Below are 24,448 nucleotides of genomic sequence, written 5' to 3'. Positions count from 1 at the left end.
GTCACATCATCATGATATAGCCGAATGGCACTGATGGGGTTCATCTCAAGACCGCGCTACATCCGTACCAACGTGGCATAGTACCCATTCGGTAGGGTAGGGTGGGCAAATAATGATAGTTTGGCAATTAGATCAGTTATCATGTCCGTTTGCCCACCCTACAAAAGCGATCGCATTCTACCAAAGTGGCATAGTACCCATTCAGTAGGGTAGGGTGGGCAAATTATGATATTTTGGCAATTAGATCAGTTATCATGTCCGTTTGCCCACCCTACAAAAGCTTCGCACCCTACAATAGCTCCTTCCTACTATTTGGGAGATGTCTACTGGCTTTTAAATCACCTGCTCTAAGCACAACTGTAGAGTTATAAATGATTAGTGCATGTCGTACATAACATGGCCTGTATATTAGCTAAATTGTTAGATTAAGTCCTACTTTCTAGGCTTATAGAATCGACCGTCATCTTCTTTTTTGATATAGTCAACTCCTTCCGCTCTTACTGCTATTATAGCATCCTCAGGAATACTACCGGCAACCACTACCTCCCTTGTTCGCATTGCATCTCTTGCTGCACTGTTTCTTTCTACCTCATCGCTGTTCTCTATAAACTTCATTTTCGGGTCTGGATCTGGGATGCTATGAATTGATTCCATTGCTTTAGATGTATGGGTATCAAAGATCCGCGATTTCGATATCTTGGCTAAATCAACTGTTGCTACACCTGTCTTCTTATCTTCAAAAAGCTTGGCACTAGAGCCAAAAATAGGATGATCTGTTGTAGTGAAGGATATAAACGGACTTCCACCCTGAGCTTCTTTGGCTCGTTGATGATTCCGAATCTCCTGATATTTATCCTCCTTAGACATAGATGGAATATCTTCCCCTATCTCTTTCCATAATTTTTTAGTGTCTTTTTTAGTACGAGGGTCGGCTTTTATGGCTATACCCTCTTCTTCAGAAGGGTTATCATATTTATTCAATGCTCTTTTTACATATCGTTTTACAGGCACATCGAAGGCATCTTTGACATATTCTCGCCCTGATTCTCTGTGAGAGTATACTTCACGGGTTTCCTGGCCTCCTGAATGATTTTTGATGACAACATCTTTCATCAGTGCTTTTTCAAATCTCTGATCGTTAAAGTATATGGTTGCTATGTGAGCCTCTTGATCAATATCATTCTCTGGATTTACTATAATTTTTCCAATGTTGTTAGATGTAACCACATAAAGATTATATTGATGCTTTAAGGCTATTTGATTCCATTCTGTTATGAGGTTCTTCCTCTTCATTGCAGAATCTTTATACTTAAGCTCATATCCTTGAACGATTGGATCTGAGACCAGGTGACGACCGTATTGAGTTGCATAATTGTTTACTACAGTAGGATATTCCTTGGGGTCTTTCGCTCTCGTATCTTTTTGTATAGCGGTTATGACTTGGTCTAAATTTTTTTCAGCTATGGGAAACATATTTTCCTTAAATCCATATTTTTTATCAAGCTTTTCTAGGTCTTTCTTATTCTTCTTAGCTTTCTTTTGATCTTCATCATATTTAGTATAATATAGATACTTTATGGCATAAATAATGTAATCTTGTTTTGCTTTGATATTCGTTTCCTCAAGGAAATCTTCATCCAATTTATTTCTAGTTTCTTTTTTTTGTAATTTGTGTTTTTGGTAAATATTTTCTATTTCAGTTCGGAGTTTTTTAATTTCTTCTCCCATCTTAGATACGTCTTCATATGTCACAGCCATCTTATCTCCAATACATTGAATTGCCTGTCTCCTTAAAATAGTAGGGCTTTTTAAATGGGATTTTCTTTGAAGAGGTTGGGTAGCTTTTTCTCCCATCACATCAGCTTCCCTCTCCAACCCCACATCATCATTAATCTCTAGTCCCTTCATCTGCATTGTCGGTTTTACCCTTCCCTGCATCTGTTGGACAACGTGCCATGCTTCATGGGGTAAATGTTTCTCCTGACCCGAAGCCACATGAATATCCGTCCCTTGGGTGTAAGCTAATGCCTGTAATTGGGCAGGTTTTGGCGAATTATAATGAACTCTGACATCATCCAGTGAATATCCTGACAGGTTTTCCACTCCTGCTTTGAGCTTATCTGGCAATCCGGTTTTATTCGGGATAGGTGCGTTAATCCGGTCTAAATCTTCCGATGCTACTCGGTCGGCTTCAAGCTCATACTTATCCCCAGCTTCACCAATAGTCAGCTTCGCCTGCACTAAATTCCCCTCGGACCAATTGCCTCTTAACTCATGGGAAAGTCCCCGAAACCTTGGCATTCGCTGGATTGGCTGCCCACGAATAGGGGAGACACTACTCAACAGAGGCTCTTGGGAACGATGAACTTCTCCATATTGGTGTGGCTGGGATTTAATTAGATGACCTAGTGCTCGGTTACCAATTATCCCTTGCAGTTCGTCCATGGGGTGGATAGTCGGCTTCTTACTTCCCGATACAAGAGACTGATCACGAGTTAGAGTCTTTCTGGTTTGGCTTTGTCGTAGATTACCCATGAGCTTGGTTAAATTAAGAGTCGGCAAACGTCACATCATCATGATATAGCCGAATGGCACTGATGGGGTTCATCTCAAGACCGCGCTACATCCGTACCAACGTGGCATAGTACCCATTCGGTAGGGTAGGGTGGGCAAATAATGATAGTTTGGCAATTAGATCAGTTATCATGTCCGTTTGCCCACCCTACAAAAGCGATCGCATTCTACCAAAGTGGCATAGTACCCATTCGGTAGGGTAGGGTGGGCAAATAATGATAGTTTGGCAATTAGATCAGTTATCATGTCCGTTTGCCCACCCTACAAAAGCGATCGCACTGTAGGCTTGGGTGGGCAAATTATGTATGATATTTTGGCAATTTAATTAGGAATCATGTCCATTTGCCCACCCTACAAGAGCTTCCAGGGTTATATTCCCCCTGCCCAAAGAAGATATCTTTACCTGTGGTAAAAGCACGAGCCTGAATTGATTGATTCAACCGGTCAGATTGGCATCACCGTGCCGAAACGGGAAAATTGTAATCTAAGGCTGAAACCCTTACCCAAACTCAGCTTAGATTGTATTAGATTACAAATCTGCTACTCTACTCTCACATCGCTCTTTGAGCGCCTGATTATAATTGAGATAACCTTGATAACTGATACAATAGACACCTCGCCAAGCTAGATAAGGAATGAGCAGCCCGGAGTTCTTATGTACTTGAGTAAATCGGGTTTGATGTTCGTTAATCGATTCAAACATAAATGAGTGACGAACACTGAACAGAAATGGTGTTCCAAAATGCCCTTGCCAAACGAAGGAATTGGGTAAGTCAATAGATAAAAATTGAGCTTTGAGCCAGTGTTGACCAAACTGTTTAAGGTCTTCCTTGAAGCAAATTGTACCTTCAGCCTCGAACTGTGCGTAGGCCTCAAGTACAAAGGGATTCCAATCTGAGTATGCTTCAAAGTCGGTGACCTGCTCCCATACAAACTTCTGTGGGGCACAGATTACAATTTCAGTTGTCCATCCTGGCATCAGAGACATCCTTTGTCGAATACCTGGCATCTTTGAAGCCTGAGTTATATTCATCGCTTCGATACTATGAAATTATTGATGTGAATTAAGCTCAATGTAATGCTGTTGTCTAACTATTTACCATACCGAATTTTCCGTTTAGCTAACCTATAGGGAACAAAAAACCAGTGCTACCGAAAAATGAGTGGCTAAGATGCTTATTGGGCAAGGATTTCGGCCAAACCGCGTCCAATCTTACCGTTTTGGCACGGTGATGCCAGATTGGGTATCACTGTGAACCCTCACTCCACTAAAATCTGCTCCAAACGACTGTTCCATTGGTTTCCGGATACTTTGTGTTAGAGGGAAGAGACACCATTAAAATAGTCTCTATCCGGGTTTTCAGGTTTTCCTATGTAGTTTATTCCTCAAGAGTGAAAACAGAGATTTACGCGCTCCTCCTTTGCCTGTCTTTTTGTCACTATACTTCTTCTGTCCAGGAACCTGGTTACACTTATACGCTGTTAGTTCATCGACGTGGGTGCATCTCAGTTTTGCCTAATTGCAAAACTGAGATGCACCTGTGTATATGCAGCTGCCTGCAACTTGGCAGGCTTAGCTGAACTATAGTGGACCCTCACATCATCCATCAAGTAGCCAGAAAGGTTTTCAATACCTGTTTTGAGGCGATCGGGTAAGCCTGTTTGGTTGGGGCGCTGCTCCAGTGATGGATGTTGGCGATTCCCTATCATGTCGCCCTTAGGTTGGATTGCGCGAGGCTGAGGCGATCGCTGCAGGTCATAAATACTCGGTTTCGGCTGAAGTTCCTCGTCTGGTTCTTCCTGACGCTGTACCAAATTCCCATCGGACCAATTGCCCCTTAACTCATGGGAAAGTCCCCTAAACATTGGCATTCGCTGGATTGGCTGCCCACTAACAGGGGAGACACCACTCAGGAGAGGATCTTGGGAACGATGAACTTGTCCAGATTTGTTTTGCTGGGATTTAATTAGATTACCCAGTGCTCGGTTGCCAATTATCCCTTGCAGTTCCTCGATCGGGTGGTATGTTGGCTTCCTACTTCCTGATACTATTGACTGATCAGGAGTTAGAGTATTTCTGGTTTGGCTTAGTCGTAGATTACCCATGAGCTTGACTAAATCTTTAACAGTCACATCATCATGATATAGCCGAATGGCACTGATGGGGTTCACCCCACTCGCTTTTGGCTACAAGATCTGTATCATCAAACCAAGGCAATTCCGCTATCAACCACAGGCCAAGGCTGACTGCTGACTGCTGACTGCTGAATTTAACCCATAAAACTATTTTGGCAAGGGGTCTACTATCAGCGATCGCCCTGGAATGTAAATTGTTCTATGATTGTAAATAAACTAGAAAAAAATAACAATGGCAGCCAAAGATAAATTTCATGCTGCGGTTAGAATCGCCCTAGAAAAGGAGCAGTGGAAAATTACTGATGATCCGTTGCGACTGGAAGTAGGCGGAACCAAGTTTGAAATTGATTTAGGTGCGGAGCAACTGTTAGCAGCAGAGCGAGGCGAAGAAAAAATTGCAGTAGAGATTAAAACCTTCTTGAGTGAGTCGCCACTGACAGCTTACCATGCTGCGTTAGGACAGTTTTTGAATTATCGCCTTGCCTTAGAAATCAATGATCCAACTCGGATTCTATATTTGGCAGTGCCTGTGATTGCTTATGAAGCTTTTTTAAAGCGAGAATTTGCACAAATTTCCTTAGAAAGATATCAGATTAAACAAATCATTTATGACCCGAGTCAAGAGGTAATTGTACAATGGAAATCCTAGAGTATTATCGCCAGAGCATTCAGTCGTTGTTGACCGATTATGCTGCCATTCCCATCGCTAATGGCGTGATTGATTGCTACACGGTTTTTGATACCAAACAAGACCACTACATGGTAATGACTGTGGGATGGGATGGCTATCGGCGGGTCTATGGTTGTGTTTTACATATGGATATTAAGAAGGGAAAGATTTGGATTGAACAAAATATGACGGAAATGAAAATAGCCCAAAAACTTGTGGAGAAAGGGGTAGCGAAGGACGATATTGTGCTGGGGTTTCAAGGTCCAGAATTTCGGCAATATACGGACTATGGAGTTGGTTAATTTGTAAGTATTCAGCCGTCAGCTGTCAGCTATCAGCTATCAGCTGTCAGTGGGGTAGGGTGGGCAAATATTGAAAGTTTGGCAATTTAATTAGGAATCATGTTTATTTGCCCACCCTACAAAAGCGTACTATGGAGTTGGATAATTTGTAAGCAGTCAGCCGTCAGCCGTCAGCTATCAGTAGGGTAGGGTGGGCAAATATTGAAAGTTTGGCAATTTAATTAGGAATCATCGACCTTTGCCCACCTGACAAGAGCCAATGCGCTACGCGCACGCTACGCGAACAGCTATCAGCAGGGTAGGGTGGGCAAATATTGAAAGTTTGGCAATTTAATTAGGAATCATGTCCATTTGCCCACCCTACAAAAGCGTACGCATTTTATGTCGAATTTTCAACAGTCCAATCTTCGTGCAATAATCCTGGTACCTTATCAAAATCTTGATGATTACGAGTTAACAAAACCAAGTCACGAAATAGTGCAATGGCAGCAATTCGCGCATCCATCTTTGCCAGTTGAATTCGTTGGGATTGTAATTGATTAAATCTCAAAGCTGCACCGGCATCAAACGAGACGAGGGGTAATACCTTGAAATCGCTGACGAGTCGTACCATCATTTCATAACCTTTTACTACATCATTGGTGTTACGAGCCCGATTAATATAAGCGTGACAGCCTAGCATCTGCTCATGAAATGTTACTGTTGATACTGCAAAATCCGACAGTGGATAGCGACTCATACGTCTCAAAAGGTTATCGTAATCCTTTCCTGTTCTCCGCTGAATAATGCTTAGATGATCCGTATCCAACAAATATTTCATGGTTCGTCTTGCGCTTCGAGGATAGATTCATCGCCTTGGCGTATGGCTCGTCCATAAGCCAGCACCTCCTCAAATGCCGGTTCATCTTTAAAAGTTCCTGTAATTTGTTGTAGCCAATTCATCGGCTGGGGGGTCGAAACTTGCTTCTGTAACTGCGCGATCGCAGCCTCTATGGCTGTTAGCCTTTCTTCTAGAGAAGTGTTGATTGTCATTTGAGTTTTTCGTTAATCAGTTTCTTATTATGTTATAATATAATTCAATATAACATAATAAGAAACTGATTTGTTGGGTTTTATTCCCTCAAGCCAATTTACAACATCGGCGTCAACACTTGTTTTTTTATGCCATTCATTGTATTCTTAAATCGTTGATTTTGAGTACTGAAAATAGATGGTGCATTACATTTCATGCTATAGATGTTGCGTTACATTTTTTGCTATAGACGGTGCGTTACATTTCATTAACGCACCCTACAAGAGCTACAAGAGCTGCTAAAATCCCTACGTGTGTGCCACTACCAACTCCTGAATTTATCAACATCTAAACTATGCTTTCACAAAACCTGAGAATTGTTACTCTGCTCCCCAGTGCCACGGAAATTGTGGCCGCTTTAGGATTAGCTGATGCCATTGTGGGGCGATCCCACGAATGCGACTATCCTGCAACCATCAAAAATCGACCTGTCTGCACCGAGGCACAAATCAACAGCAATAAACCTAGTGCCGAGATTGATGATGATATAAACAATCTGGTAAAACGTGCTTTGAGTATTTACCAAGTAAAAACTGATGTTTTAGAACAACTGCAACCAACCCACATTGTTACTCAAGATCAATGTGATGTTTGTGCTGTCAACTTCGATGTGGTCGAGAAAGCAGTTGCCAACCTTACTAATAGCCAGCCTCAGATAATTTCCTTGCAGCCAAACTTGCTAACAGAAGTTTGGGCAGATATTGAGCGAGTTGCTACCATCCTGGGAGTAGAGTCACAATCTGTACTGAAGCAATTACAGTCTCGCGTCGAAACCTGTAGGCAAAAGACACAGGAAATGTCGGAAAATGACCGCCCTACTGTTGCTTGCATCGAGTGGACTGATCCTCTGATGGCTGCTGGTAACTGGATTCCTGAATTAGTGACAATTGCAGGTGGTAATCCTCTGTTTGGGGCTTTAGGGAAACATTCCCCTTATCTGGAATGGGATGCTTTAGTAAAAGCTGATCCAGAGGTCATTATTGTAATGCCTTGCGGCTTTGATTTGGAACGCACAAAACAAGAAACCCAACAGATGGCTCACCATTCGCAGTGGTCAAGTTTGCAAGCGGTACGCCAGGGGAAGGTTTTTGTTACTGATGGTAATGCGTATTTCAATCGTCCAGGACCAAGACTAGTCGATTCAGTAGAAATGATAGCAGAAATTTTGCATCCAGACCTGTTCACCTTTGGTTATCAAGGCACTGGCTGGGAACGGTTTGAGGTAGGAAATGCTTAAGAAACTTATTTTGAAAAATTGGAAAAGCTTCCGTTATGCAGAACTCCCGATTGATCCCCTGACTGTGTTAATCGGAACGAATGCTAGTGGAAAATCTAATCTAATTGATGCTTTGGAATTTTTAAAACGAATAGTGTTTGGAAAGGAGATTCGATCCGCTTTGGCAGGGGATGCTGCGTTTCCTGGGATTCGAGGTGGAGTAGAGTGGGCGTCACTCAAGCCAGAATCTCACTTTACCTTGAAAGTTGTGGTTGAGGGAGAGGATGATGAAACCGATTACCTTTATAGTATTACAGTAGAAACCAAACCACTTGTTCATTTATCTGATGAATCTCTAATTCGCCAGGTCTATTCACCAGATAGTAATCAAATCCTTACTCAAACTAGTTTGTTCCAAGTATCTTATCCTAGAACTCAAGATAAAGGTATTCAGATTAAATTGCTAGAGCAAGAACAAATTTTTTTGATAAATTTCTGGAAAGGTTCTAATTCTATTTTGAGTATACTTAGGGGAATAAACTCTAATGCCGATATTAAAAATATAATTGGAAAGGTTTGTACAATTATAGAAAATATTTTTATTTTTAATCCTATTCCTGGCAGAATGCGGAACTATTCACCGCTTTCTGATCGGATTGAGAGTGATGCCTCTAATATTGCTGGAGTGCTAGCCGCATTACCTAAAGAGCAAAAAGAGGAGTTTGACTCAACGGTGTCTGCTTACTTGAAATATCTGCCAGAACGAGATATACAGGAAGTTTGGGCGGAACCAGTAGGAAAGTTTGGTACAGATGCTATGCTCTACTGTAAGGAAGAATGGAAACCTGGTCAAACTACAGAAATTGATGCGCGAGGAATGTCGGATGGAACCCTGCATTTCTTAGCAATTATTACCGCACTTATCACACGACCAGAAGGGAGTCAATTAGTAATTGAAGATGTAGACAATGGATTGCATCCATCTCGGTTACATCTGCTGATAACCATGCTCAAAGAAATTGGAGAAAAAAGAAAAATCGACATATTAGTCACTACTCACAATCCGGCTTTGCTAGATGCTTTAGGACCAGAAATGATTCCCTTCGTAGTTGTAGCACACCGGGATTCAGAAACTGGAGAAAGCACACTCACGCTTCTAGAAACTATGGATAATTTACCTAAATTGATGGCATCTGGTTCCTTGGGAAACCTAGTGACTAAAGGAGCTATTGAAAGGAATATTTCTGATCCTAAGCCACTATAGACATGAGGAAGGTTCTGATTATCGATACATCGATTCTCTGCGTTTACCTAGAAGTTCCTGGAAAAGAGACTTGTGGGTCTGGTAATAATAAATGGAATAAGCAGCGAGTTGTTGAGCTTTTGGAAAAAGAAGAAAAAGCATCGACAACGTTTGTATTACCCTTGGCTGCTATTATTGAAACTGGTAATCATATTGCTCAAGTCAATCGCATTTTGTAGGGTGGGCATTGCTTGTTTCCCACTCCTCTAACTGCCCGAATTTACCTGAGCAATGCCCACCAACCGCAGATACTGTTTTCCACTCCTACCTGTCCTGGTCACCCTAGGATTAATCTTATTAATTTCTAGTTTTTTATAGTTAATTGTCTGTCGGTGGGCAGTGCCTAGTTAACCTATCTAAAGGTTGACAATTGCTCATAGCCACTGCCCACCCTACGATTACTTATTTATGATTACTTTTTTATAGTTAATTTTCTGTCGGTGGGCAGTGCCTAGTTAACCTATCCAAAGGTTGACAATTGCTCATAGCCACTGCCCACCCTACGATTACTTATTTATGATTACTTTTTTATAGTTAATTTTCTGTCGGTGGGCAGTGCCTAGTATTTTGTAGGGTGGGCATTGCTTATTTCCCACTCCCCTACCTGTCCGAATTTACCTGAGCAATGCCCACCAAAAAGCCAAACTACCCACAGTTAATCTAAATCAGGCAGAACAAGGGAAAACCTGCAACTCATAGGTTAATTTAAACTGGTCTATTTCAGAAATAATACTAGGCTCCAGCATCTCTTCATTTAAGATTAATTTATCTCCCAAGCGCTGCAATACAACCGTTTCATAATTAAATAGCAAAACAGCTTCTCCGACAGTCTGCTGTAGCAAAGTTATGGTTGCTCGGATCAGAGTACGCAAGCCCCCTTCATAATCTTGATTGGGATTAATCCGAAAACCAACAACTAAAGTAGGTCGAAAACCAAAGTTTTCCTCAGTAACATCTTGTTCCCATCGATCTTCTACATCAGCATTAATAAGTATTCCTGATGCTTTTAAGTTGTCTTGTTGCCACTCTAAAGCTAACTTTGTAGCTAAGATGTTTAAGGCTTGTTGAGGCTTAAGCTCAGTTACCATCTCTAGGTCAAAATCTAAAGCCATGCTAATCTCTCCTGTCTGTACAATGGCTAGGGGAAAAATGGGATAACCTTACCATTTATTATCATAATAATCTCCTTAAGATTGTCGATTGGTTTTCTGGCCAGGATATCCTGTAATTCATCAGGATTTACATTGGTGTCATCAAGATTAAGTACAATTCTCTCTGCTTGTCTTCTCTTGACCTTTCTACTTATACCTTTACGAATTTGGTCTGGGTTGGAAGTGGGTGGGGTGTAATGGTCGAATATTTGCCCCTCAATTTTGTAGTCAGGGTTTTTGCCATTGGGAAGAGTGGGTGGATTCTGTTCTACATCATATCCCATTAAGGCAAGGATTGTGGCAGATTCATTTTCTCGTCTTAGCTGACGTTGCATCTCTCCGCTAGCACGAGAGCTAACCTCAGTTTTCTTACCCCTAGGAGTTGCTCCAGGCAATCCTGATGGGATGGTGCGATTTGGCGCTTCAGTCATTTATTTTTGTTTAAGAAGGTGAACAAAATTAATTACACATTTCCCAAAACTCACAGTACGATCGCGAAGCGTGACCTTCGGTCAATCGCATTTTGTAGGGTGGGCATTGCCTGTTTTTCACTCCCCTACCTGCCCTGGTCACCCTACAATTCATCTTATTAATTTCTAGTTGTTTATAGTTAAGTCCCTGTCGGTGGGCAGTGCCTAGTCAACCTATTTTAAGCTTTACAATTGGTCTTATGCACTGCCCACCCTACGATTAATTATGATTACTTTTTTATAGTTAAGTCTCTGTCGGTGGGCAGTGCCTAGTCAACCTATCCAAAGGTTGACAATTTGTCTTATGCACTGCCCACCCTAGGATTAATTATATCAAAAATGTATAAAAATAAAAACTATTTATTATTCCTTATTACCCTTCCCACCACACTTCCCACACTTCCCAAATTATCTGCATATTTCGTAATAAAAAAAATTCCTAAACCCCTTGACAAATGATTAATATATTAATATATTAATATTATACACAGTTTAAAGGTATAGTTTCCAATGAGCAAAAACATTAATCCGAACTCTGAAAACCCAAGTCGCAAATCTAAGAAAGTCAAGCACATATTGGTCGGTTCTCCTGAGGAGGTTAAGAAAACAATTTATGCCATTTATTCCCTTAAATACGCCTATCCCGACGAGTGGAGCACTCCGGAGCCTACCGGAAAGCCTGGTGAGGTTATGACCTTTTTGATTCGCTATTTTTACGTAGACTAGGATAGGATTTTGCCAGGGTTTTACGCCCTGGCGACAATGAATAGTGAAGGTTGTTTTGTGGTCAGCTGATAGCTGATAGCTGATAGCTGACTAACTCGACCAGAATGTACTAATTGATCAGGAGTTATCTAGATTTGAGTGCAGCTCAGCTGTACTTTTGGAAGCTAATACCATAGAATTCGGTCAAGCATTGGAGTTAACCAGAGCTTGACCGATTTTTTTTTCCTAAGGTATATCGCAAAGGGAATAGGGAACAGGGAACAGGCAATAGGCATGCTAGCAAAAGGTAAGAGTGATTAATCGTAGGGTGGGCAGTGCCTATCAAGGGGATGGCAAGCAAAGGAATCTGTCCAAAGCACTGCCCACCGTAGTTGCACGACATGAACTGAGTGCTACTCGTTTGATTAATCCTAGGGTGGGCAGTGGCTACTAAGAGGATATCTCCCAAGTTTTTTGATACTGAATTTTGCCCCCCTAGCCCCCCAAGCGAGCAATCCCTCGCTTGGGGGGAAGAGTCAATTGGCTTCTAAAAGTCCCCCAAGCGAGCAATCCCTCGCTTGGGGGACCAACGGGGGCTTGGATGTAGCAAATAATACTTCTCAGACAACCTCTAAGGCGATGGCAAGCTTCGTCAATCTCTCAAAAGTACTGCCCACCCTACATGAACCTAAATGAATTGAGATAATTTTGATGCGATATTCCCTACTCCCTACTCCCTACTCCCTACTCCCTACTCCCTACTCCCTGTTCCCTTTGCTATATATTTAGCGTCTTTAATAAAAATTCATCAAAAATTTTTAGCTCTGTCAGGATTTTATGAAAAACTCAGGAAAGTTTTAGTACTCATTCATCCGGGATTACACGGAACACTCATTGATCAACCTTACTGCTTATAAATGAGTCATAATTAAATGGTTAATTATCTAGTAACGATAGAAAATTATAAATGGGTAATTTGCATCCATTGTCTCTTTTTGGCACCGGTTAATTTCCTATACAAACCCTTAATCTGAGAGCTGGCACCATTGTGATTAATCTACGATTGATCCTAGGGTGGGCAGTGCCTAGGCTGTGTATTTTGGGCATTTTTCGGTTCTAATTGTTCATGCCGGGATCGTGAGCAACGCTCTGAGCCTACAATCGATATATCGCAAGCGACCCACGGTCTCGTTACCTTACAGAAAAAGTGCATAAACTTTTTCCTCGGGCCCTAGGACAAAGTGAACAGCCTAGGCAGTGCCTACCAAGGCTATGGCAAGCAAAGGAATCTTTATCAAGCACTGCCCACCCTACATGAACTACCAAACCTATGGCAAGCAAAGGAATCTATCGAAAGCACTGCCCACCCTACATGAACTTTTGCATGCATGCATGCATGGCTCTTGCCTTGGGCGTAGCGCTATACCTCCAAGCCATTCAATGACATAGGCATAAAAATACATTCAGTCATTCAAATCAAAGGTTGGGAGTAAACAAAGCTAATTTTAAACTATACTCTTCCAGACTTATGTTGCCATTTACTAACGTTTTAGGTCACAGGGACTCTAATTGGTTTTCCTACGTCGCTTATGGGTTAGGGATTCGCTCAGTGCTACCGATTCCGGAGTTTGTGCCCGCAGAGGATAAGAGCGATGTCACTATCACTATCGATCAGGTGGGTTCTGTGTTTGACTATGTACCCCAGGAGGTAATCGAGCAGCCCTTAGCACTTCAAGTAGAAAGGAAGGAAGCGGTCGTCTATGTCAAGGAGGCAGGTGTGTTTTTGGTGCAAGGGGGATGCAAGATTGTCGTCATTCCAGCACCGGATGTGGATGAGTTAAAGCTGCGACTGGCGTTGGTGGGTACCGTAATGGCGATTTTGCTGCAACAGCGGAGCCCGTTAGTACTTCATGCTAGTGCCGTAGAAATCGATGGGAAGGCTGTTTTATTCTTGGGCAACTCTGGTGAGGGAAAGTCAACCATTGCTGCAGCATTGCAGGCCCAGGGATATGCAGTGGTTGCCGATGATATAGCTCCAGTGAGCTGGGAGGAGGGAAAGCCTATGCTTGCCCCTGGATTTCCTCAAATTAAGATCAGTCGGGAGGTAGCAGAAGTACTGGGTTATGATTGGGAGTCCCTGTGGCAGTTGCATCCAAAGTTAGAAAAGCGGGGTTTGCGGTTAAGACGAAATTTTCCGCAAAGATCCTTACCGATTAGTCGGATTTATTTATTGGCTTCTGGCTCCGAGGTCAAGTGCGAGCCGATGAAAAAGCAAGCAAAACTAATAGCTTTGATGCAGCATTCGGAGTTGATGAAGTTATTTAGTTCTGGGGAGGTGATGCAGTTTGAAAGCTGTGCTAGTCTTGCTCAATCTTGCGAAGTTATTTGTTTACGGCGGCCTCGCAACTTGAGCTTGTTATCAAAGTTGATAAAGGTCGTGGAAGAAGATGTTCGCGGTTCTTTACTGCTGACAAATAAGGGTTATTTTGCTTGTTGAATTATTCAAAAAAAAGGAGTTAATGAGATGAAACAGGAATGGAATACACCAAAGTTAGAAACCTATGGTTCAGTTGAAGAGATGACGCAAGTGGGTGTTAAGGATATCGCGAATGGCGTAGTCGGAGCTGTAAAGATCGGTAAGTTTCTTTTGCCTAAGGGATTTGGTCTATTTGCGAGTCTTCATATTTGACACTGGATTTTGATTATAGCAATTATCTATGCCATGAAGTACAAAGGGATCCCCCGTTGGTCCCCCTTATCAAGGGGGACTTTGAGGTTAAAAACCATACCTCATAAATCCTATAAAAGCTATATTTATAATAAAAATTATCTCAATGGCTCATACTAAATGCGTCATTGAGATAAATAAATTAAATGTAAAATTGAGTACGTCATTTAGCAATATATAATTATAAAATAATTGATTTTAAGAATATATTTTTTTTGAATTTATGCCTAAAATACAATCTCGGTAAAACTACCCCAATGATATGAAAGCGGCTCGATTTTCCCTGGTTAAACAATTAAACATTCCTGCGTTATTGCTCTTAGCAATAGGAGCAGGCTTGATTGCCATTCACCTAACTCTCAATCTCAGAGCCGAAAAATCCTCTCACCTTGCTCTTAGCATTGTCTTTTGGCTGGCAGCCTGTTCCACTCTTTGGGACAAACGCTACCAAATTAAACTCGGCAGCGGCATTGTCCCTTTTTTATTTGGTGCATTGCTGATTGCAGGGATTCTTATCAAGAGTGCTGGTCACCCTAGCGAAAAATTCCTTGGCTTTTCACCCTTTATTTCCGTCTTCGGTCTCGTCCTGCTTGCCTCTGGCTTTCGGGGCTTAAAACAATATTGGCAAGAACTCCTCATCCTCTTCACCCTAGGTGTTCCCAAACTTCTGCTGCCCTATCTGCCTAATATCACTCCGATTACCGCCAAATTCTCGGCTTTCCTGCTGTGGTACTCTGGAGCAAATGTCGTGTTGCAAGATTCTTACATTATCCTTCCCAAGGGTAGCGTTGAAGTCGTCCCGTCATGTTCTGGTCTCAACTTAATCATCTACATGCTCGGATTAGCTGTGATTGTGCTGGTAATGTTCCCCACCTCTGGCAGCCAAAAAATTATTGTGCCCATCGTTGCCGCTACCCTGGGTTTTATCGTCAATGGGATTAGGATAGCGATACTGGCACACCTCGCAGCCCCCTCCAGTCAAGCAGCCTTTGACTATTGGCACAGTCAGGAAGGTGCTCTGATCTTTGTGATGATTTCAGTGATCCTGTTTGGGACTTACTGCTTGTTTATGCTGCAACAGTCTGAATCGTAAAGCCAAGCTGACTTTTTTTGACATTTCCCCTCTTTGAAAAAAGGGGATTCTAAGATTAATCTTCCGATGGGCAGTGCTTAAAGGCGATTGACCGTAGGTCACGCTACGCGATCGCAAGCAACGGAATCGCCTTAGTAAGCACTGCCCACCCTACATAAACTATGGCAAGCAACGGAATCGCCTCAAAAGCACTGCCGACCCTACATGAACTACTTTGCTTCTCTTAGGACTGAAATAGGGTGGGCAGTCTCTAGCAACCTGATGACAAGCAAAAGAATCGCGTCAATAGCACTGCCGATCCTACATGAACTACATGAACCTGAGTGCTATTCGCTGGCACCATCTAAATCATCCCTCTCAAGATAGATGTGGCAATTGACCTCAGGTATATTTAGCGTCTTCAAGAAAAATTCATCAAAAATTTTTAGCTCTGTCAGGATTTTATGAAAAACTCATGAAAGTTATAGTAGTCATTCATCCAGGATTACACGGAACACTAATTGACCAAGGTTACTGCTTACAAATGAGTAATACTAAATGATTACTTATCTAGTAACGAGAGAAAATTATAAATAGGGAATTTGCATCAATTTTATCTTTTTATCACAGGTTAATTTCCTGTACAAACCCTTAATCTGAGATCTGGCACTATTGTGATTAATCCTAGTGATTAATCCTAGGGTGGGCAGTGCCTCTCAACGCGCTTTGCAAGCTTCGGAATCTGTCGAAAGCACTGCCCACCCTAGATTACAGAGTGCAAATGTAAATAAAAATAACAATATTATCGTCTCAGCTTTAAACTGCAGAATGTTGAGTATACTTAGATAAATAGCCTGTTCATTTTACTTGGATAAAGGTATGTTTTCAGGGCAATAAAACATACCTAACGGGAAAGGGTTTTTCTATATATGTTCAATCTTTTCAGGGCAATATCTACAATAAATTAGCTTCGCTAAATGGTGTTTTTTTTAGGATAAAACCTAGGAAATATGAAATTAATAACGAAGTCTCGTTATTAGAGGATGTTTTAAGGTTTTCTAGACTAGTTAAAAGCCATTCCATGACCTTGGAATAATAAGGCATTCAGCCATTAAAATCAAGGCTTGGAAGTAAACCAAGGTACTTTTAAAATATCCTCGCAGTCTGTTTGACGCTGCTATTTAAAAGTAAATTTTAATAGTTTGATCCTTCTCAATCTCATCAGGTGTAATTGGTATAATTCGTCATCCTCTGTCTTTGTGTAAGAGTCAGATAATTTTTTTTGATACTAATTATCTGTAAATTTGCACTTAATCCTTGGTCACAAATTACCAAGGATACCCGGTTTATTATGGCTAGATACATTCAGTTTCAGGAGTTTTATAGAGCATGGTAAAAGCTGATTCAACGGTAGTAGCAATTAAGGAACAGTTATCTTCCGATTTTACTGGAGAAACGATTATTCTCAACTTCAAGTCTGGAGTGTACTTTGGTCTCAATGCTGTAGGTACCAGTATTTGGAATCTGATTCAGGAACCAAAGACTGTTAATGAAATTCGGGATGCCATTTTAGCAAAGTACCACGTGGAGCCTGAGCAATGCGAAAATGACATTTTGGGATTACTCCAGGAACTGGATACTGAAGGACTAATTGAGGTAGGGGATGAAACAGCTACGTAAGTTCTTAAGCCTTACCCATACAGAGCGCCAACTTTTCATCAAAGCCTTTGTATTGCTGGCATTAGTCAGATTGGGGATGTGGTCGTTGCCATTTAAGACCTTACGACGACTTTTAGCAATTATCAGTCAAGCAAATCCTGTCGGGTTACGACGATATTCCCCTACCACAGACCAAATTGTTGAGGCGGTGAATCGTAGCAGCCGTTATCTCCCTGGTAATGCTAAATGTTTAGCTAGAGCTTTAACGACGGAAACTCTGATGAGTCAGTGTCGTTACTCAGCTGAACTGCGAATTGGGGTTGCTAAGGGAGAGCAAGGACAATTTGAGGCTCATGCTTGGGTAGAAAGTCAGGGACAAATCGTGATTGGTGATCTGACTGACCTTTCTCGATTCACTCCCATGTCATCCTTTGAAAGAAATAGATTATGAAAAAGCGTACTCTCCTTAAACTTCACCGCACACTAGCTCCAATTCTTTTTTTGCCTTTATTCCTCACTACGATTACGGGTATCGTTTACCGTATCGGCAATACTTGGTTTGGTATGCCCAGGAAATATGCACAAATTATGATGGCGATTCACGAAGGTAGATTCTTGGGGAAAGAGCTTGTGCCTATCTATGTCTTGTGGAATGGCCTGGGAATGATTGGGCTGTTGGCGACAGGAATTGTGCTCAGTGGTGTATTTCGTAATCAACGTAGTCAAACATCAAATAGCCATAGAGGGGTGATCAATGATGGGAATTAGTAAATCACAAAACTTGAAATCGAATGATGATAATCTTAGGAAACAGGCCATCCTCTCATATTTGGCTTTGGTGTCATTGTGGATATTAGCCAACGTTGTCAGTGAGGGGATAGAAGAGTTCTCCTTCTTTTTCGAGACAGTGTTTGCACTCACCCAGTGGCTTGTGTTGCGGCGATACATTCGCAATTTGGGTTGGTGGATACTTACCAGTATTTGGGGTTGGACGATCTACTCGATTCTGATTCAATTATTTGGCGTTAGGAATTGGATTGCAACCATGCTTCCTGAAGGAGACATGGAAATAGGAGGAGTACCGATCGGGGTGCAGGTATTTTGGGCTAGTGTTCTACTCAGACTCCTAGAATGGACTATCATTGGAATTTTTCAATGGCTCCAGTTGCGGCGCTTCATACAACATGCAAATTGGTGGATACCTGCAAGCGCTTTAGGGGGAGCAGTCAAAGGAGGATTAGAATTCAGCATCAGAACCGTAATCGACGGTGTACCTGGTGCTCTTGTAGGTGCATGTGGATATGGCGCTGTGACTAGTATTGTGCTGGTATTGCTATTGAAAAATCGCATTCACAAGCGCCTTAAGCGTCGTCAAACATTTTGGAGTTCAGTTTAGCAGGCTGTAGCAAAGGGAACAGGGAACAGGGAGCAGGGAGCAGGGAGCAGGGAGCAGGGAGTAGGGAGTAGGGAGTAGGGAGTAGGGAGTAGGGAGTAGGGAGTAGGGAGTAGGGAGTACGGAATAGGGAACAAAAATTATCACAATTCCTACACCGATCCCTATATCAAAAAGGGTATATAGCACTACCCATTAAGCTTAGGAGATTGATACAAGCTGAAAAGCTATTATAGTCAACTTTTGCCTTTTGCCTTTTGCCTTTTGCCTTGCGCGTAGCGCTATAAGTAGCTGTACTCTAATCAAGGAGTTAGATTATGAGTGGAATTGTAGGTATTTACAATCTTGATAGTCGCCCCGTGGAGCGCGAAAAGCTCGGGCGCATGGTGGATGTGTTGGCGCACCGGGGACCAGATGGTGCTGAGGTTTGGTGCGATGAGCGCTCTGTGGGTTTAGGACATCGGATGTTATGGACGACACCTGAATCTTTATTAGAGCAATTACCTTTAAAAGACCGCACTGGTAATTTAATACTGACAGCGGATGCTCGCATTGATAACCGAGATGAGCTTATCTCTGCATTGAGTTTAAGTGACCGCCCAGCCGAAAAAATTACTGATAGCGATTTAATCTTGGCTGCTTACGAGAAATGGGGGCGAGACTGTCCTGGTAAGCTAATTGGTGATTTTGCTTTTGCTATCTGGGATAAGCGTAAGCAGCTATTGTTTTGTGCCAGAGATTATATGGGGGTTAAGCCATTTTATTATCACTATCAACCCGGTAAATTGTTTGTCTTTGCTTCGGAAATAAAAGGACTATTCTGTTTAGATGCAGTACCCCGTAACGTCAATGAAGCCAAAGTTGGTATTTATCTTTGTCAGTTAAGTGGGTTTGCCAAATTAAAGCCCGATACTTTCTATCAAGATATTCTGCGTCTGCTTCCCGCCCACTGGATGGAAGTGAGCCAGAAAGGGATAGAATCCCAGTCTTTTTGGGATTTAGATGCCGAAGCAAAGAAGATACAGCAGACGTTAAAGACTGATGCTGACTATGTGGAGGAATTCCGCAAGCGATTTACCGAAGCGATAGGGTGTCGTCTGCGGAGTGCTTACCCAGTAGCGTCTACTCTCAGTGGTGGTGTCGATTCTTCTTCCGTTAGTTGTGTGGCGCGGAATTTGTTGCGGGAGAAAGATAGTGATGCAGAATTGTTAACGATTTATTCTGATTGTGATACGCCTTCGGCTGATGAGACGGCTTATGTAGATACCGTATTGGCCCAGGGTGGTTTTAACCATCATGTTGCGAAAGTAGGTAATCCCATTAGTGCTGCTCAAACCGTTACCCCTTGGTTAGACCAACCAGTACAAATGCCTACCCCAGCCATGTTACTGGCGATTGTTCAGGAGGTCAAACAACAAGGTGCAAGGGTGGTTTTAACGGGACATGATGGGGATACTATTGTTTCCCACGGTACGGATTATCCTCATGAGTTACTGGAATTAGGGGAATGGGAAACGGTTAGAAAAATAGTAGAAAGTCGTTATCAAAATAAGTCTGATAGTGCTAAGGAAATTGAGGCAGATTTATATCAATATATTGTGCCTTATGCTACAGAATTAATTAAAAATGTTGAATGGCATAACTATATTAGTATCTTTTATAAATCCGCTAACTATTGGCAGTTTAATCCGCCCAGAAATATTAAGTTATTTTTACGAAGCATCTATAACAATTTTCGTATGCTAAACTGGAATTACTACAATGCAATTATTGCAAAAAACCTGGCAAAGTCTATTAAATTAGGTAAATTACTCCGAGATGAGTTCAATTATCAATTTGGCTACTTACCTACTGAATATTTAAACCATTACCGAGGCATAACTTCCGGTAATATGCAGGAAGGTAGCGAACAAATTGATGGGATTAGTGCAGCAGTTAGCATCGAACCTCGTCATCCTTTTTTAGATAAAAGAGTTATTGAGTTGTGTTTAGCAGCACCCGCTCATTTGAAATACTGTAATGGTTTTGGGCGCGGTGTAATGCGAAGGGCAATGAAGGATATATTGCCTGAAGAGGTTCGTCGGCGCAGAAGCAAGGTGGATTTTTATGGATTTATTATCAACAGGATGGAAACTGCTGAAAGCAGTGTAATTGAAAATTTATTGTTAGAGCAAAAATCAAATTTATTCCATTACATAAATACGAATGCTGTACAAGAAGACTATCAAAAATTTTCAAACTCTGCGGCTAAATGGCAGCAGAGAAGGCGAGAAGCCAGGATGATTAATTGTGCGATTTACTTATCACTTTGGTTAAAGTGAATCGAATAATTGTACTTAACTATTTTCCGGCAATCGCCTTAACAAATCAAACTACTCAACGAGTAAACCAATGAGCATTGACACCGAAAACATGGAAAACACGATGAATAGTCTCGTTTATGAACAACCAACTCTCAAAAATTATGGAACAATGAAGAGCCTTACCCTTGGAGCCGCAGGAAGTCCCAGTGATGCCATGGGGCTGAGCGACGGCGGGAACTCGCCGCTTATTGATAATGCCACGAATGATTTTGGTGGTTCTAACTCATCTGATTTCCCATCTGATGCCCATAACGGAACTGGATTTCAAAGTGATCCTGATTCTTGATAACAAGATGGCGATCTCTAACTAATGCGATCGCTTGATCCTAGGGTGGGTTAGGGGGCGATAATCATTCAAACTCAACCATAACTTATCAATCCAACCTAATCCACCAATCAACAACTCAATAAATCGTAAGGTGGGCAATGCCCACCTTACCTATGGCATTTCTACTGAAAAAGGCTTGATTTAAAATTTATTGTTAGATCAAAACTCAAATTTATTCCATTACCTAAATACCAATGCTGTACAATAAGACTATCAAAAGTTTTCAAACTCTGCGGCTAAATGGCAGCAGAGAAGGCGAGAAGCCAGGATGATAAATTCGGCGATTTACTTATCACTTTGGTTAAAGTTAATCGACTAATTATACTTAACTATTTTCCGGCAATCGCCTTAACAAATAAAACTACTCAAGGAGTAAACCAATGAGCATTGACATCGAAAACATGGAAAACAAGATGAATAGTCTCGTTTATGAACAACCAACTCTCAAAAATTATGGAACAATGAAGAGCCTTACCCTTGGAACCGGAGGAAGTCCCAGTGATGCCCTGGGCACAAGCGATGCAGCCGTCAACGACTTCAATAATTCAAATCCTGTTGATAGTTTTGCACCTGGTGTTCCTGATGTTGTTCATGATGGATTTGGCGGCACCGTTAATGCCAACGATCCCGATAATTAAAAACCTAATTAAATCTTCATCCTGTACTTGGTATTTGATGAAATTTAATTAATTACGCCTTATGTGAGTTAACTGCTAAAAGGACGTAACTATGTTCACATTACTATTGTTTATGGTTTTGGGACAGCCTGAGAGCCTTGATATGCAATATTTTTTTTAACTCACATAATACGTGACCTAGTAGAGTGGACAATGTCCACTCTACTGTGGATACTTAAATCCTAGAAATGATTAGTCAATTAAATCTTTAGAATTGCAAAACTCTATCAACAAATGTTTCACTACCAAGCTTATGGATTAACTATTCAGTCAGTATTCTTACTTAACGAACTAACAAAAAGTAAAAATACAGCCGATATTTACATCGAAAAAGGTAAAGTTAAACTACCACAATTAGAACCAACTTCCATTAACCGTCAAGGCAAAGAAGCTCACTTTGGTGGCAACACTCAAGAAGCCTATTTGCGATGGCATGGCATAGCAACCTTACTCGCAAAAAACGGTGATACTATCATCGTCGATCCTGACTCAGATGATATCGATCCGCAACGATTAAGCCTCTATATCTTAAGCGAAGCATTAGGCTTAATTCTTTATCAAAGAGGCTTGTTTCTCCTGCATGCCAGTGCGGTAAAAATTGGCGAACAGGTAGTGATATTTGCTGGTTGTCCAGGTGCGGGTAAATCTACCACTGCTGCTGCTTTTGCCAAACTCGGTTACACAGTTGTATCTGACGACATGGTTGCTATCGACTTGAATTCAGGGGATAAACCAATGGTATATCCCGCTTTCCCCCAGATCAAAATCTGGCCACCAACAGTAGAAGGACTTGGTTACGATATATCCACGTTACCAACTCTCTATCCTGGTTCCCGCAAACGAGTAATTAGGAAACCAGAAAATTTTCCCACTCAACCCTTTCCTCTGGCTCATATCTTCTTCTTAGAAGATGGTAGGGATTTTAAGGTTACTCCCATGGCAGGAAACGATGCTTTTTTAACTTTGGCGCGTTTCTTTCCTTTACCCAGTCAACTATTGGCAGGGAAAACCCTTGAGCATTATTTTCAACAGTGTCTACAATTAATTAATCAAGTCGAGCTATGGAAAATAGAAAAACCGAAAGACTTTAGGATACTCAACAAGCTAATTACTTGGGTTGAGCAAAAAATAGAAACAAGTCATCAGTCGGCTCAAGATGTTTACTTATTACAGCAGTAATTGGGTGAGGTACAAATTCTTGGGTTTTAGGGAGCAGGGAGCAGGGAGCAGGGAGCAGGGAGCAGGGAGTAGGGAGCAGGGAGCAGGGAGCAGGGAGCAGGGAGCAGGGAGCAGGTAAGAGGTAAGAAGGAAAAAATACTGTGTACCTGATAGCTATGAAAAACGCTGTAAATTAGAACAAGGACATAACCATGAAAACCGAAATCAAAACTATAGCCAATAAACTAGTCAGTCTCTCTTATGAGAAACTGACTACATATTCCAAATTTGAAAACTTAATTCACCCATTTACCTCAGAAGAATTCTTCCAACACTACTACGAAAAAAACTACCTTCACATTGCCAGAAATAATCCAACCTATTACGATGCCATCCTCAATACTGACGATATCGATTTATTCTTCCAAAATAAATCTTTACAATCAAACTGCCTCAGAGTAGTTGAAAAAGGAGACGAATTGCCAGCCTACAAATGGACCCATCGCAATTCATCAATTGCCAATAATGATACCTTATTTGTTCTCTTCAATCAGGGTAAAACCCTAATTATTAATTCTGGGAATAGCTCAATTATAAAATTAGTTAACTACTGTAGCGACTTAGAAAAAGAATTAAAATTTCGCTTACAGTTTAATATCTACATAACTCCCCACAATTCCCAAGGATTTTCTCCTCATTACGATGACCACGATGTCTTCATCATGCAAACTACGGGAACAAAAGTATGGCGTTTATATAACACGCCCATTGAATTACCGTCTCGCAAACAACCCCACTGCAAAATAAAAGACAAATATGAATTAGGGGAGCCTACTTTTGAAGTGGAATTAACACCAGGAGATTTATTATATATTCCCAGAGGTTTAATTCACGATGCCGTAACTACCGATACCGCTTCGGTTCATATCACCTTGGGTTTCCATCCTAACTATTGGTTTGAAATCCTGCAAGAAATCGCTGAATTAGCGGAAGAGAAAGCCGAATTTAGAAAAGCTGTTCCCAACGGCATAACTGCGGAAAGTTATCAGAGTCAGTTCAAGCAAGACTTTTTGAGTCTTACTCAATCTTTAATTAATAATCTAGACCTAGACGAGATTCTAGAACGAAAATTTGACCAGTATATCGATAGCAAACGCTCCGAAGATCAAAATCGGTTTAAAGATTCGATTCAAGTCAACCAACTCACCTTAAATTCCGTTTTAGCTAAACGACCAAATATCTTTTATAAACTAGAGCGAGATGACGAAAATGTATACGTAAAATTCTACGGAAAGAAACTCGATTTTCCACGCTTTACTGAACCTTCAATTAATACCCTATTACAATCCCAATCTTTTGCTGTTAAAGATATTGGCGGACTAGTTACTGACGAAGGAAAAATTGATTTAGCGACTAAATTTATTCAAGAAGGCTTTTTAACTATAGAACAACTCTAGCGTTTCTCATAGCT

The 24,448-nt window shown here is 41.4% G+C and carries 29 protein-coding genes and 1 pseudogene; 20 read left to right on the top strand and 10 right to left on the bottom strand.

What is annotated here, in order from left to right; genetic code table 11:
• Positions 1-432: 432 nt before the first annotated feature.
• The 5 genes and pseudogenes from F6J99_RS09785 to F6J99_RS09775 form a co-directional block, all read right to left on the bottom strand.
• Positions 433-2,445 carry a DUF4157 domain-containing protein gene (locus tag F6J99_RS09785; RefSeq protein WP_293112761.1) on the bottom strand — a complete coding sequence of 671 codons (2,013 nt, stop codon included), beginning with the start codon at positions 2,443-2,445 and terminating at the stop codon, positions 433-435.
• Between the two features lie 461 nt (positions 2,446-2,906).
• Positions 2,907-3,014 carry a DUF4157 domain-containing protein gene (locus F6J99_RS45515; RefSeq protein WP_365972994.1) on the bottom strand — a complete coding sequence of 36 codons (108 nt, stop codon included), beginning with the start codon at positions 3,012-3,014 and terminating at the stop codon, positions 2,907-2,909.
• 89 nt (positions 3,015-3,103) lie between these two features.
• Entirely contained in the window at positions 3,104-3,607 is a 504-nt protein-coding gene (locus F6J99_RS09780; RefSeq protein ID WP_293112760.1) for an SRPBCC domain-containing protein, read from the bottom strand.
• 180 nt (positions 3,608-3,787) lie between these two features.
• A pseudogene (locus F6J99_RS45510) lies at positions 3,788-3,886 on the bottom strand (DUF4157 domain-containing protein); the annotation flags it as partial.
• Between the two features lie 194 nt (positions 3,887-4,080).
• Positions 4,081-4,746, bottom strand: a complete 666-nt coding sequence (locus tag F6J99_RS09775) for a hypothetical protein (RefSeq protein ID WP_293112759.1) — start codon at positions 4,744-4,746, stop codon at positions 4,081-4,083.
• A gap of 196 nt (positions 4,747-4,942) precedes the next feature.
• On the opposite strand from F6J99_RS09775, the gene F6J99_RS09770 reads away from it, so the two are divergent.
• Together F6J99_RS09770 and F6J99_RS09765 are read left to right on the top strand one after the other, a co-directional pair.
• Positions 4,943-5,359 (top strand): XisH family protein, encoded by a 417-nt coding sequence (locus F6J99_RS09770; protein WP_293112758.1) that lies wholly within the window; start codon positions 4,943-4,945, stop codon positions 5,357-5,359.
• Positions 5,347-5,682 carry a XisI protein gene (locus F6J99_RS09765; protein ID WP_293112757.1) on the top strand — a complete coding sequence of 112 codons (336 nt, stop codon included), beginning with the start codon at positions 5,347-5,349 and terminating at the stop codon, positions 5,680-5,682. The genes F6J99_RS09770 and F6J99_RS09765 overlap by 13 nt, the downstream gene beginning before the upstream one ends.
• Before the next feature lie 379 nt (positions 5,683-6,061).
• Here the strand turns inward: F6J99_RS09765 and F6J99_RS09760 are convergent, their stop codons facing one another.
• Together F6J99_RS09760 and F6J99_RS09755 are read right to left on the bottom strand one after the other, a co-directional pair.
• A complete protein-coding gene (locus F6J99_RS09760) occupies positions 6,062-6,490 on the bottom strand; it encodes a type II toxin-antitoxin system VapC family toxin (RefSeq protein ID WP_293112756.1) in 429 nt (142 codons plus the stop codon).
• 8 nt (positions 6,491-6,498) lie between these two features.
• Positions 6,499-6,714, bottom strand: coding sequence for a hypothetical protein (locus F6J99_RS09755; protein ID WP_293112755.1), 216 nt, complete (start codon positions 6,712-6,714; stop codon positions 6,499-6,501).
• Between the two features lie 335 nt (positions 6,715-7,049).
• Here F6J99_RS09755 and F6J99_RS09750 point away from each other — a divergent pair, with 335 nt between their 5' ends.
• Genes F6J99_RS09750 through F6J99_RS09740 form a run of 3 tightly spaced genes read left to right on the top strand, consistent with a single transcriptional unit; the run spans position 7,050 to position 9,452 of the window.
• Positions 7,050-7,991: a cobalamin-binding protein gene (locus tag F6J99_RS09750; protein WP_293112754.1), complete on the top strand. Its 942-nt coding sequence runs from the start codon at positions 7,050-7,052 to the stop codon at positions 7,989-7,991.
• On the top strand, positions 7,984-9,234 hold the full coding sequence (locus F6J99_RS09745; protein ID WP_293112753.1) for an AAA family ATPase: 1,251 nt from the start codon (positions 7,984-7,986) through the stop codon (positions 9,232-9,234). Before F6J99_RS09750 ends, F6J99_RS09745 begins: the two co-directional genes overlap by 8 nt.
• Before the next feature lie 2 nt (positions 9,235-9,236).
• A complete protein-coding gene (locus tag F6J99_RS09740) occupies positions 9,237-9,452 on the top strand; it encodes a hypothetical protein (protein WP_293112752.1) in 216 nt (71 codons plus the stop codon).
• A 486-nt stretch (positions 9,453-9,938) separates the two neighbouring features.
• Here F6J99_RS09740 and F6J99_RS09735 read toward each other — a convergent pair whose 3' ends face one another.
• Both F6J99_RS09735 and F6J99_RS09730 read right to left on the bottom strand, forming a co-directional pair.
• Positions 9,939-10,385, bottom strand: coding sequence for a SitI3 family protein (locus F6J99_RS09735; RefSeq protein ID WP_293112751.1), 447 nt, complete (start codon positions 10,383-10,385; stop codon positions 9,939-9,941).
• Between the two features lie 26 nt (positions 10,386-10,411).
• Positions 10,412-10,855, bottom strand: a complete 444-nt coding sequence (locus F6J99_RS09730) for a hypothetical protein (protein ID WP_293112750.1) — start codon at positions 10,853-10,855, stop codon at positions 10,412-10,414.
• A 549-nt stretch (positions 10,856-11,404) separates the two neighbouring features.
• Here F6J99_RS09730 and F6J99_RS09725 point away from each other — a divergent pair.
• The 10 genes from F6J99_RS09725 to F6J99_RS09680 all read left to right on the top strand — a co-directional run bounded on the left by F6J99_RS09725 (position 11,405) and on the right by F6J99_RS09680 (position 18,454).
• Positions 11,405-11,620 carry a hypothetical protein gene (locus tag F6J99_RS09725; protein ID WP_070394525.1) on the top strand — a complete coding sequence of 72 codons (216 nt, stop codon included), beginning with the start codon at positions 11,405-11,407 and terminating at the stop codon, positions 11,618-11,620.
• Between the two features lie 292 nt (positions 11,621-11,912).
• Positions 11,913-12,053, top strand: a complete 141-nt coding sequence (locus tag F6J99_RS09720) for a hypothetical protein (protein ID WP_293058569.1) — start codon at positions 11,913-11,915, stop codon at positions 12,051-12,053.
• 787 nt (positions 12,054-12,840) lie between these two features.
• The gene (locus F6J99_RS09715) at positions 12,841-12,975 is read left to right on the top strand and encodes a hypothetical protein (RefSeq protein ID WP_293112749.1); all 135 of its coding nucleotides are present in this window, start codon (positions 12,841-12,843) and stop codon (positions 12,973-12,975) included.
• A 152-nt stretch (positions 12,976-13,127) separates the two neighbouring features.
• The gene (locus F6J99_RS09710) at positions 13,128-14,096 is read left to right on the top strand and encodes a hypothetical protein (protein ID WP_293112748.1); all 969 of its coding nucleotides are present in this window, start codon (positions 13,128-13,130) and stop codon (positions 14,094-14,096) included.
• Between the two features lie 27 nt (positions 14,097-14,123).
• Positions 14,124-14,288, top strand: coding sequence for a lasso peptide (locus F6J99_RS09705; protein WP_293058561.1), 165 nt, complete (start codon positions 14,124-14,126; stop codon positions 14,286-14,288).
• A 301-nt stretch (positions 14,289-14,589) separates the two neighbouring features.
• On the top strand, positions 14,590-15,420 hold the full coding sequence (crtA, locus tag F6J99_RS09700) for a cyanoexosortase A (RefSeq protein ID WP_293112747.1): 831 nt from the start codon (positions 14,590-14,592) through the stop codon (positions 15,418-15,420).
• 1,368 nt (positions 15,421-16,788) lie between these two features.
• On the top strand, positions 16,789-17,079 hold the full coding sequence (locus F6J99_RS09695; RefSeq protein ID WP_293112746.1) for a PqqD family peptide modification chaperone: 291 nt from the start codon (positions 16,789-16,791) through the stop codon (positions 17,077-17,079).
• Positions 17,063-17,509 carry a lasso peptide biosynthesis B2 protein gene (locus F6J99_RS09690; RefSeq protein ID WP_293112745.1) on the top strand — a complete coding sequence of 149 codons (447 nt, stop codon included), beginning with the start codon at positions 17,063-17,065 and terminating at the stop codon, positions 17,507-17,509. The genes F6J99_RS09695 and F6J99_RS09690 overlap by 17 nt, the downstream gene beginning before the upstream one ends.
• Complete coding sequence (locus tag F6J99_RS09685) at positions 17,506-17,826, top strand: hypothetical protein (RefSeq protein WP_070394530.1); 321 nt, start codon at positions 17,506-17,508, stop codon at positions 17,824-17,826. Before F6J99_RS09690 ends, F6J99_RS09685 begins: the two co-directional genes overlap by 4 nt.
• Positions 17,813-18,454, top strand: a complete 642-nt coding sequence (locus tag F6J99_RS09680; RefSeq protein WP_293112744.1) for a hypothetical protein — start codon at positions 17,813-17,815, stop codon at positions 18,452-18,454. The genes F6J99_RS09685 and F6J99_RS09680 overlap by 14 nt, the downstream gene beginning before the upstream one ends.
• Here F6J99_RS09680 and F6J99_RS09675 read toward each other — a convergent pair.
• Positions 18,446-18,598 carry a hypothetical protein gene (locus F6J99_RS09675; RefSeq protein ID WP_293112743.1) on the bottom strand — a complete coding sequence of 51 codons (153 nt, stop codon included), beginning with the start codon at positions 18,596-18,598 and terminating at the stop codon, positions 18,446-18,448. The genes F6J99_RS09680 and F6J99_RS09675 overlap by 9 nt on opposite strands.
• Positions 18,599-18,768: 170 nt before the next feature.
• Between F6J99_RS09675 and F6J99_RS09670 the strand changes: the two genes are divergently transcribed.
• The 5 genes from F6J99_RS09670 (at position 18,769) to F6J99_RS09650 (ending at position 24,434) form a co-directional block, all read left to right on the top strand.
• Positions 18,769-20,772 carry a lasso peptide isopeptide bond-forming cyclase gene (locus F6J99_RS09670; protein WP_293112742.1) on the top strand — a complete coding sequence of 668 codons (2,004 nt, stop codon included), beginning with the start codon at positions 18,769-18,771 and terminating at the stop codon, positions 20,770-20,772.
• A gap of 70 nt (positions 20,773-20,842) precedes the next feature.
• Positions 20,843-21,100, top strand: a complete 258-nt coding sequence (locus F6J99_RS09665; RefSeq protein ID WP_293112741.1) for a hypothetical protein — start codon at positions 20,843-20,845, stop codon at positions 21,098-21,100.
• Between the two features lie 422 nt (positions 21,101-21,522).
• Positions 21,523-21,780, top strand: a complete 258-nt coding sequence (locus F6J99_RS09660; RefSeq protein WP_293112740.1) for a hypothetical protein — start codon at positions 21,523-21,525, stop codon at positions 21,778-21,780.
• Between the two features lie 273 nt (positions 21,781-22,053).
• Positions 22,054-22,998, top strand: a complete 945-nt coding sequence (locus F6J99_RS09655; protein WP_293112739.1) for a hypothetical protein — start codon at positions 22,054-22,056, stop codon at positions 22,996-22,998.
• A 191-nt stretch (positions 22,999-23,189) separates the two neighbouring features.
• A complete protein-coding gene (locus F6J99_RS09650) occupies positions 23,190-24,434 on the top strand; it encodes a cupin domain-containing protein (RefSeq protein ID WP_293112738.1) in 1,245 nt (414 codons plus the stop codon).
• Positions 24,435-24,448 lie beyond the last annotated feature (14 nt).

It is taken from the genome of Moorena sp. SIO4G3, assembly GCF_010692305.1.
Lineage (GTDB): Bacteria > Cyanobacteriota > Cyanobacteriia > Cyanobacteriales > Coleofasciculaceae > Moorena > Moorena producens_A.
Note: the sequence above shows the minus strand (reverse complement) of the source record. Positions and strands in the feature narration are given on the sequence as shown.

What these genes read in the sequence shown, in the direction of transcription:
- F6J99_RS09785 (WP_293112761.1), bottom strand. Translation starts at nt 2,445, where the DNA reads ATGGACGAACTGCAAGGGATAATTGGTAACCGAGCACTAGGTCATCTA.
- F6J99_RS09780 (WP_293112760.1), bottom strand. Translation starts at nt 3,607, where the DNA reads ATGAATATAACTCAGGCTTCAAAGATGCCAGGTATTCGACAAAGGATG.
- F6J99_RS09770 (WP_293112758.1), top strand. Translation starts at nt 4,943, where the DNA reads ATGGCAGCCAAAGATAAATTTCATGCTGCGGTTAGAATCGCCCTAGAA.
- F6J99_RS09765 (WP_293112757.1), top strand. Translation starts at nt 5,347, where the DNA reads ATGGAAATCCTAGAGTATTATCGCCAGAGCATTCAGTCGTTGTTGACC.
- F6J99_RS09755 (WP_293112755.1), bottom strand. Translation starts at nt 6,714, where the DNA reads ATGACAATCAACACTTCTCTAGAAGAAAGGCTAACAGCCATAGAGGCT.
- F6J99_RS09750 (WP_293112754.1), top strand. Translation starts at nt 7,050, where the DNA reads ATGCTTTCACAAAACCTGAGAATTGTTACTCTGCTCCCCAGTGCCACG.
- F6J99_RS09745 (WP_293112753.1), top strand. Translation starts at nt 7,984, where the DNA reads ATGCTTAAGAAACTTATTTTGAAAAATTGGAAAAGCTTCCGTTATGCA.
- F6J99_RS09740 (WP_293112752.1), top strand. Translation starts at nt 9,237, where the DNA reads ATGAGGAAGGTTCTGATTATCGATACATCGATTCTCTGCGTTTACCTA.
- F6J99_RS09735 (WP_293112751.1), bottom strand. Translation starts at nt 10,385, where the DNA reads ATGGCTTTAGATTTTGACCTAGAGATGGTAACTGAGCTTAAGCCTCAA.
- F6J99_RS09730 (WP_293112750.1), bottom strand. Translation starts at nt 10,855, where the DNA reads ATGACTGAAGCGCCAAATCGCACCATCCCATCAGGATTGCCTGGAGCA.
- F6J99_RS09725 (WP_070394525.1), top strand. Translation starts at nt 11,405, where the DNA reads ATGAGCAAAAACATTAATCCGAACTCTGAAAACCCAAGTCGCAAATCT.
- F6J99_RS09710 (WP_293112748.1), top strand. Translation starts at nt 13,128, where the DNA reads ATGTTGCCATTTACTAACGTTTTAGGTCACAGGGACTCTAATTGGTTT.
- F6J99_RS09705 (WP_293058561.1), top strand. Translation starts at nt 14,124, where the DNA reads ATGAAACAGGAATGGAATACACCAAAGTTAGAAACCTATGGTTCAGTT.
- crtA (WP_293112747.1), top strand. Translation starts at nt 14,590, where the DNA reads ATGAAAGCGGCTCGATTTTCCCTGGTTAAACAATTAAACATTCCTGCG.
- F6J99_RS09695 (WP_293112746.1), top strand. Translation starts at nt 16,789, where the DNA reads ATGGTAAAAGCTGATTCAACGGTAGTAGCAATTAAGGAACAGTTATCT.
- F6J99_RS09690 (WP_293112745.1), top strand. Translation starts at nt 17,063, where the DNA reads ATGAAACAGCTACGTAAGTTCTTAAGCCTTACCCATACAGAGCGCCAA.
- F6J99_RS09685 (WP_070394530.1), top strand. Translation starts at nt 17,506, where the DNA reads ATGAAAAAGCGTACTCTCCTTAAACTTCACCGCACACTAGCTCCAATT.
- F6J99_RS09680 (WP_293112744.1), top strand. Translation starts at nt 17,813, where the DNA reads ATGATGGGAATTAGTAAATCACAAAACTTGAAATCGAATGATGATAAT.
- F6J99_RS09670 (WP_293112742.1), top strand. Translation starts at nt 18,769, where the DNA reads ATGAGTGGAATTGTAGGTATTTACAATCTTGATAGTCGCCCCGTGGAG.
- F6J99_RS09665 (WP_293112741.1), top strand. Translation starts at nt 20,843, where the DNA reads ATGAGCATTGACACCGAAAACATGGAAAACACGATGAATAGTCTCGTT.
- F6J99_RS09660 (WP_293112740.1), top strand. Translation starts at nt 21,523, where the DNA reads ATGAGCATTGACATCGAAAACATGGAAAACAAGATGAATAGTCTCGTT.
- F6J99_RS09655 (WP_293112739.1), top strand. Translation starts at nt 22,054, where the DNA reads ATGTTTCACTACCAAGCTTATGGATTAACTATTCAGTCAGTATTCTTA.
- F6J99_RS09650 (WP_293112738.1), top strand. Translation starts at nt 23,190, where the DNA reads ATGAAAACCGAAATCAAAACTATAGCCAATAAACTAGTCAGTCTCTCT.